This window comes from Frankia sp. CeCAU1 (genome assembly GCF_977971845.1).
Genome location: NZ_CDWWXA010000022.1, coordinates 40,100 through 47,626, shown reverse-complemented (window position 1 = coordinate 47,626; position 7,527 = coordinate 40,100). Strand labels below are relative to the sequence as shown.

At 71.5% G+C, this 7,527-nt stretch carries 5 protein-coding genes; 3 read left to right on the top strand and 2 right to left on the bottom strand.

The annotated features are described in order from the left end of the window. Both AC08OO_RS06680 and AC08OO_RS06675 read right to left on the bottom strand, forming a co-directional pair. Nucleotides 1-891, bottom strand: an 891-nt coding sequence (locus AC08OO_RS06680) for a tRNA (adenine-N1)-methyltransferase (RefSeq protein ID WP_476618325.1), incomplete at its 3' end; no start/stop codon positions are given. A gap of 44 nt (nucleotides 892-935) precedes the next feature. Continuing rightward, a complete protein-coding gene (locus AC08OO_RS06675; RefSeq protein ID WP_476611518.1) occupies nucleotides 936-2,138 on the bottom strand; it encodes a site-2 protease family protein in 1,203 nt (400 codons plus the stop codon). 85 nt (nucleotides 2,139-2,223) lie between these two features. Here AC08OO_RS06675 and AC08OO_RS06670 point away from each other — a divergent pair, with 85 nt between their 5' ends. The 3 genes from AC08OO_RS06670 (at nucleotide 2,224) to AC08OO_RS06660 (ending at nucleotide 7,328) form a co-directional block, all read left to right on the top strand. After that, nucleotides 2,224-3,135: a RecB family exonuclease gene (locus AC08OO_RS06670; RefSeq protein ID WP_476611519.1), complete on the top strand. Its 912-nt coding sequence runs from the start codon at nucleotides 2,224-2,226 to the stop codon at nucleotides 3,133-3,135. A 349-nt stretch (nucleotides 3,136-3,484) separates the two neighbouring features. Then, entirely contained in the window at nucleotides 3,485-4,792 is a 1,308-nt protein-coding gene (locus AC08OO_RS06665) for an ABC transporter ATP-binding protein (protein WP_476611520.1), read from the top strand. A gap of 4 nt (nucleotides 4,793-4,796) precedes the next feature. Beyond that, nucleotides 4,797-7,328, top strand: a complete 2,532-nt coding sequence (locus tag AC08OO_RS06660) for an ABC transporter permease (protein WP_476611521.1) — start codon at nucleotides 4,797-4,799, stop codon at nucleotides 7,326-7,328. Nucleotides 7,329-7,527: the final 199 nt, after the last annotated feature.

The following is a 7,527-nucleotide window of genomic DNA, read 5'->3' as shown; positions in this document are numbered from 1 at the left end:
CCCGGGGGCAGGGGCGATCCCGATCGGCGCGCCCTTCGCCGGCCGGCGGCGGCGCACCAGAGGAGCGACCCCCTCGGCGAGGCGCCGCGCGGTTACCAGGAAACCGGTGTGGCCGACCATGCGGTGGCCAGGCCGCACGGCCAGACCCTCGACGTGCCAGTCCCGCATCATCGACTCCCACGCCGCAGGCTCCGTGAACGTGCCGTGTGCCCGTAGCGTCTCGACGATCCGGGAAAGCTGGGTGGTGGTAGCGACGTAGGCACAGACCACCCCGCCGGGCACCAGCGCCGCGCTGACGGCGTCAACGACCTCCCAGGGCGCGAGCATGTCGAGGACGGCCCGGTCGACGTCACGCTCGGTCGTCTCGGCCAGCTCCCCGACCAGCACGGTGTGGGCGGGATGCGGGCCGCCGAAGAACGCCTCGATGTTGCGCCGGGCAATCTCGGCGAAGTCCGCGCGCCGCTCGTAGGAGACCAGACGCCCGCAGTCGCCGATGGCACGCAGCAGCGAGCACGACAGCGCCCCGGACCCGACGCCGGCCTCCAGCACCCGGGCGCCCGGGAAGATGTCCGCGTAGGTGACGATCTGCGCCGCGTCCTTGGGGTACACCACGGTCGCCCCGCGCGGCATGGACAGCACGAAGTCGACGAGCAGCGGGCGCAGCGCCAGGTAGTCGGTACCACCCGTGCTGGTGACGACGATCCCCTCCGGCCTGCCGAGCAGGGCGTCGTGCTCGACGGCTCCCCGGTGGGTGTGAAACTGCCTGCCCGGTTCGAGGACGACGGTGTGCCGGCGCCCCTTGGGATCAGTCAGCTGCACCCGGTCACCCTTGGTGAACAGGCCTCGGCGATGAGCGGAGCCGGTCGGAGGCGGAGCGTAACCGCCGGCCAGGGACGGCACCTGCCCCGGGGACACCGACTCGTCGGGCGGGGCGCTCACCGGGACGCCACCATGCGGGCGGCGGCGGCCGGATCGATACGGGCGACGAGATCCACCATCGCGAGCACGCCGACCGGGCGGCCCGCCTGCTTGACGAGGTACTCCGACGCCGGCACCCGCTGCACGGCCGCCAGCAGGGCCTCGCCTTCCAGATCGGCGTCGAGGACCATGCCGGGCGAGATCACCCGACTCACTTCATCCACGGTCATCCAGGGTCTCCGATGCTCCGGCAGCGCGTCGACCGCGGAGCCATTCATAATCTTCAGGGGGCTGCCGTCACGGTCGATCACCGCGACGGCGGTGGCGCCGACCTCCTGAGCTCGCCGCAGCGCCTCCGCCAGCGGAACGGCACCCTCGACGGGCAGCGTCCGGCGCGCAAGACGACCGGCGCACAGGCCGGGCAGCCGCTCCCGCACCTGCGCGGCGCGCAGCGACTGGTAGGCCGCGAACGCGAGGAAGCCCGCCAGAGCATAGGTGTACACCATGCCGATGCCGCCGGAGGTCGACGCACCCCAGACGACCAGGCCGGCGGCGACGACGAACCCGCCGTAGGCACCGGCCCGCAGCCCCCGCAGCTTGTCGCGCGTCAGACCCCACACCGCGGCGACGACCACCCGTCCACCGTCCAGCGGGAGGCCCGGTGCCAGGTTGAAGAGGAACAACGCGGCGTTGATGAGTCCGAGATCGTGCAGGACCGCGGCGGCGTCGCTGGTGTCGTCGAGGCCAAGCAGGCCGAGGTGACAGCCGGCGGCCAGCACCCCGTTGACCGCCGGGCCGACGAAGGCGATCAGGAACTCGCGGCCGGCGCTGCGGGGCTCCGGCTCGAACTCGGTGAACCCGGCGAAGCCGTGCAGGGTCACGGACCGCACGGTGTGACCGAACGCCAGCGCCGTCAGAGCGTGACCGATCTCGTGGGCGAGCAGGGAGGCCAGGAAGCCGATAGAGATCAACGAGGAGAGCGCGAGGATCCGCCCGTCGGACGCCAGCGGCAGCCGGTCGCGGATCGAGCCGGAGAGCAGGTAGGCGACGAGGACGGCGAAGACGAGGGCGAACGGCGAGATGACGATGGGAACACCGCGGATCCGCCCGACCGGCACGCCGGGGGGTCGCTCACTCGGAGCCTGCCCCGCCGGGCCCGCGCCGCCGTGGGCGCTCGAACCCGCGCCGCCCGAACCCGCGCCGCCGTGCTGATCCGCCATGGATCCGATGCTACGGACCATACCCCGACCCGTCGTCCGGGACCGAGTGGCGAAGATGTCGGTAGGGGGATCTAGGGTCCAGGACATGACCTCGACGCAGCGCTCTCCTGCCATCCCGGGATCGGTGGCGTCGGCCGCACCCCGGCCGTTGATCGGTTCGCTGTCACCGTCGCGGGCGGCGGACTTCGTCAACTGTCCGTTGCGCTACCGGTTCCGGGTCGTCGACCGGCTCCCCGAGCCGCCGAGCGAGGCCGCGACCCGCGGGACCGTGGTGCACGCGGTCCTGGAGAAGCTGTTCGATCTCCCGGCGTCCCGGCGTACCCTGCAGGCCGCGCGGGAGCTGGTCGAGCCGGCCTGGGATACGGTGCGCGCCCGCGAGCCGGCGGTCGAGGCGCTGTTCGGTGGCCGCGACGAACTGGCGGCGTGGTTGGAGTCGGCCCGCGAACTGCTCGCCGGATACTTCGCGCTGGAGGATCCGTCACGGCTGGCGCCGGTGGCCCGCGAGCTGTACGTCGAGCACGTGCTCGACTCCGGCCTGCGGCTGCGGGGCTACCTGGACCGGCTTGACGAGGCGACCACGGCGCAGGGACCCGCCCTGCGGGTGGTCGACTACAAGACCGGCCGCTCGCCCGGCCCGGCGTTCGAGAGCTCGGCGATGTTCCAGATGAAGTTCTACGCCCTGCTGCTCTGGCGGATCCGTGGGGTGGTCCCGCGCGAGCTGCGGCTGTACTACCTCGGTGACCGCACCTGGCTGCGGGCCACCCCCGACGAGGCCGACCTGCGGGCCGCCGAGCGACGGATCGAGGCCCTGTGGGCGGCGATCGACCGCGCGCACCGCACCGGGGACTGGCGCGCCACCCCGAACAGACTGTGTTCCTGGTGCGACCATCAGGCTCGATGCCCAGCCTTCGGCGGCACCCCACCACCGCTACCGCAGCAGACATCCGCGGTGCCGCTCGACGAGACCGCCCCCACCGTCTGCGAGGCGGACGGCTGATGGCGGTCTTCAGGCCGGACCCCGTCCGGGCCCCGTTCCCCGCGGACAGCCCGTTTACGGTGCCGGCCTCCTCAGCTCGCCGGCGGCGGTGGCTCCACCGGGCGTCCTCGGAGGCATGCCATATCGCCCGATCACCAAAAGTAATATTGGTCGGACCTTCAATACTGCCGGCGGTACAGTCGGCGACGGCGAGATGCCGATCATCGTTCGGTCGTTGGGGAGATCGACCACGGTAGCCGAACAGCCGTCCCAGGTCAGTCGGGGCCGAGCGCAGGCAGGGCAGGCACGACGTGTCGAGAGGGACCGTGTCGAGAGGGACACGGCGCGCCGCGAGGGAGAGGACATCACGATGGCCCGACGGACCGGATCGTCCCGAGGCGGGAAGCGGGGCGCGGTCGCGGGCAGCCCGCCCGGCCGAGAGGACCGCGGGTCGCGGCCCGGCGAGTACGGTGCCGGCCGTGACGGCCGGGTTCCCGAGCACCCGGGCGGCCGGCGAGGAGACGGACCGGACGCCGCACCCGCGGCCCGCGCCGCCAGGCTGACGAAGGTCTACGGCTCCGGTGACACCACCGTCACGGCACTGCGCGAGATCGACCTGGCCTTCCCCCGCGGCCGATTCACCGCGATCATGGGGCCGTCCGGGTCGGGGAAGTCGACGCTGATGCACTGCCTGGCCGGGTTGGACACGGTCACCCGGGGACGGGTCTTCATCGGCAACGTGGACCTGTCCCGGCTGTCCGACAAGCAACTGACCCGGTTGCGTCGCGACCGCATCGGGTTCATCTTCCAGCAGTTCAACCTGCTGCCCACGCTGACCGCGGCCGAGAACATCACGCTGCCGTTGAGCATCGCCGGGCGTTCGCCGGATCGGGCCTGGATGCGCACCGTCATCGACGCGGTCGGTCTCGCACCTCGGTTGAAGCACCGGCCGAGCGAACTCTCGGGCGGTCAGCAGCAACGGGTCGCCTGTGCGCGGGCCCTGGTCACCCGGCCGGAGATCATCTTCGCCGACGAGCCGACCGGCAACCTTGACTCCCGGTCGGGAGCCGAGGTGCTGTCGTTCCTGCGTGACTCGGTCTCCGAACTCGGGCAGACGATCGTCATGGTCACCCACGACGCGACGGCGGCGTCCTACTCGGATGAAGTGATCTTCCTTGCCGACGGTCGACTCGTCGACGCGATCGCGAACCCGACCGCGGAGGAGGTGCTGGACCGGATGAAGCACCTCGACGCCGCCGCGGGCGGCTTGGCGGCCGACGGCGAGATCGCCGACGACCGGGACGACCATAACGACACCGACGGTCGCTACGGGCCTGCCGGTGACTACGACGACTACGCCTACCCGGACCAGGCCTACCCGGGCCAGCCGACCTACGGGCGAGACGAGCACGATCCCTACCAGGGCCACTACCCGGAGCGGCGCACCGGCCAGTTCGAGGCGATCCCCGCCCCGGACCTCGGGCCCGACGCCGGTGGGCAGCCGGCGTCAAGGCGGGTCGGCGGCACGCGCCACGGCGAGGAGTACTACTCCGGCCGCTCCCACCACCGGCCGGTGCCGAGGCCTGGCGGCGGGCCTCCGCTCACCGGCCCCGGCCGTGTCGACGGCGGGGGGGACAGTTACCACCCGGACGGCACGGAGCCGGCGGGCTGGGCCTGAGCCGATGCTGCGCGCCACCCTCAAGAGTCTGCTGGCCCGCAAGGTCCGGCTGGTGCTCTCCATGCTGGCGGTCGTCGCCGGGGTGAGCTTCGTGACCGGGACCCTGGTCCTGACCGACACCCTCAACCGGACGTTCGACACCCTCTTCGCCGACATCAACAAGAACGTCAGCGTCGCCGTGCGCTCGGTCAACGCGATCGACCCGACGAGCGACGTCGGCCGCCCTCCGCTGCCGGCCTCGCTCGTCTCCACCGCCGCCGGAGTGGACGGGGTGCGGGTGGCGGTCGGCAAGGTCAACGGCCAGGCCGTCCTCGTCAACCCGGCCACCGGCAAGCCCTCGAACACCAACGGTGCGCCGGGGATCGGTATCAACTGGACCGGGGGTCAGCCCACCTCGGCGGAGGAGATCGCCGAGGGTCGCCCGCCCGGCCCCGGAGAGATCGTCGTCGACCGGGCGACCGCGAAGAAGCTCCATCTGTCGCTCGGGGCAAAGATCTCGGTGCAGACCAAGGGTCCGCCCGCGCGGTACACCCTGGTCGGCACCTTCCGGATCGGCGGTCAGGACAGTCTAGGGGGCGCCGCCGTCACCGCGTTCGACACCGCCACCGCCCAGCGGGTCCTGCTCGCGCCCGACCGGTTCAGCGCGATCCACCTGGCCGCCGGGCCCGGCCTGACCCAGGAGGAGCTACGAGCCCGGGTCGCCGCCGCCCTCCCACCGGGTGTCGAGGCGATCACCGGCAGGCAGTTGGCGGACGAGAGCGCCAGCGCTGTGCAGAACGCCGTCAGCGGCTTCTCCACCTTTCTGCTGATCTTCGCCGCCATCTCGGTCTTCGTCGGCGCCTTCATCATCTTCAACACCTTCACGATGCTCGTCGCCCAACGGGTGCGGGAGCTGGCCCTGCTGCGAGCAATCGGGGCGAGCAAACGTCAGGTCCAGGTGTCCCTGCAGGTCGAAGCGGCACTGGTCGGCTTCGCCGGGGCCACTGTCGGCCTGGTGTCCGGCGCGGGGCTCGCGCTGCTGCTGCGCGCCGCCGTCGGTGTGTTCGGCGTGGCGCTGCCCAGCGGTGCGCTGGTCTTCCGCCCCCGCACCGTCGTGATCGCCTACGCCGTCGGCGTGCTCATCACCGCCGCGGCGGCGTTCGTGCCGGCCCGCAAGGCCGCGTCGGTGCCACCGATCGCGGCGATGCGGGAGACCTACGTGCTGCCGACCCGCTCGCTGCGCTCCCGGGCGATCGCCGGGTCGGTGCTCACCGCGCTCGGCATTGTCCTGCTGATCCTCGGCACCGCCTCGGCGGGCAAGCCGGGAGCCACCGCCGTCGGGGTGGGCGCGGCGGGGATCTTCCTCGGCGTCGCCACCCTCTCACCGCTGCTGTCCGGACCGATCACCCGGGTCCTCGGCGCACCGTTGGCGAGGATGTTCGGGGCCACCGGCCGACTCGGCCGGGAGAACGCGATGCGCAACCCGCGCCGGACCGCCTCCACCGCCTCCGCGTTGATGATCGGACTCGCCCTGGTCAGCGCCTTCTCCGTGCTCGGGCAGTCGATCAAGGAGTCGGTGCGGGAGACGGTGTCGAACAGCCTCGGTGCCGACTTCTACCTGACCCCGCAGAACTTCGGGCAGGGATTCAGCGGTGAGGTCGCTCGCGAGCTGGCCGGCAAGCCCGGCATCGAGATCGCCACGGGTCTTCGGGGCGGCCTGGTGAAGATCTCCGGGCAGAGCTCCCAGGTGCTGGCCGGCGACCCAGCGGGCCTGGTCAGGATGCTGGCCATCAAGGAGGTGACCGGTGACGTCCACGCCCTTGGCGACGGCACGATCCTGGCCGAGGACTCCACCGCCGCGGACCACCAGCTACGGGTGGGGCAGAAGGTCCCGGTCACCTTCGCCGACGGCCGCGCGGAGCTGACTCTGGTGGGCACCTACAAGAAGAGCCAGGTGGCCGGAAAGTGGATCATCTCCACAAGCGAGTTCGCCCGGCACTCCACCGATGACCTCGACCTGTTCGTCCTGGTGAAGAGGGCGAGCGGGGCGGACCCGGCGATGGTCCGGGCCGAGATCGCCACGGTGGTCAAGTCGTTCGCCACGGTGGAGGTCCGGGACCAGTCCGAGTTCGTCGCACAGCAGGAGAAGCAGGTCGACCAGCTGCTCGGGTTCATCTACGTGCTGCTGGCCCTGGCGGTCATCATCGCACTGTTCGGCATCGTCAACACCCTGGCGCTCTCGGTAATCGAACGGACCCGGGAGATCGGTCTGCTGCGTGCGGTCGGCATGACGCGGTCGCAGATGAGGCTGATGGTCATCCTTGAATCAGTGATCATCTCGGTCTTCGGAGCCGTGCTTGGCGTCGTCGTCGGGAGCATCTTCGGCTGGGCGCTGACGAAGGCGCTGGCCTCCCTGGGAATCAGCACGTTCGCCTACCCGGTACGGACGATCCTGCTCGTGGTCCTCACCGGGGCGATCCTCGGCGTGCTCGCCGCTGTCTTCCCCGCCCGGCGCGCCGCTCGCATGGACGTCCTGCGCGCCATCTCCGCCGTCTGACCCACCCAACCCCACACCCGCTCCGACTCCGTTCGGAGGATCTACGCCCGGTCTTCGCCCCCAAAACCGTGCCTTACTCCCCCAACCTCGCATCCAGGACGGCTGGGGCGAAGGGGCGGGCTGAGGCGGGGGGTGGTGAGGGACTCCATGAGGTCCGGGGTGACGTCGTGCAGGCTCGCCAGGAGCGCCGCGAGCCCGG

Coding starts and splice junctions, on each gene's coding strand:
- AC08OO_RS06675 (WP_476611518.1), bottom strand. CDS start 2,138: ATGGCGGATCAGCACGGCGGCGCGGGTTCGGGCGGCGCGGGTTCGAGC.
- AC08OO_RS06670 (WP_476611519.1), top strand. CDS start 2,224: ATGACCTCGACGCAGCGCTCTCCTGCCATCCCGGGATCGGTGGCGTCG.
- AC08OO_RS06665 (WP_476611520.1), top strand. CDS start 3,485: ATGGCCCGACGGACCGGATCGTCCCGAGGCGGGAAGCGGGGCGCGGTC.
- AC08OO_RS06660 (WP_476611521.1), top strand. CDS start 4,797: ATGCTGCGCGCCACCCTCAAGAGTCTGCTGGCCCGCAAGGTCCGGCTG.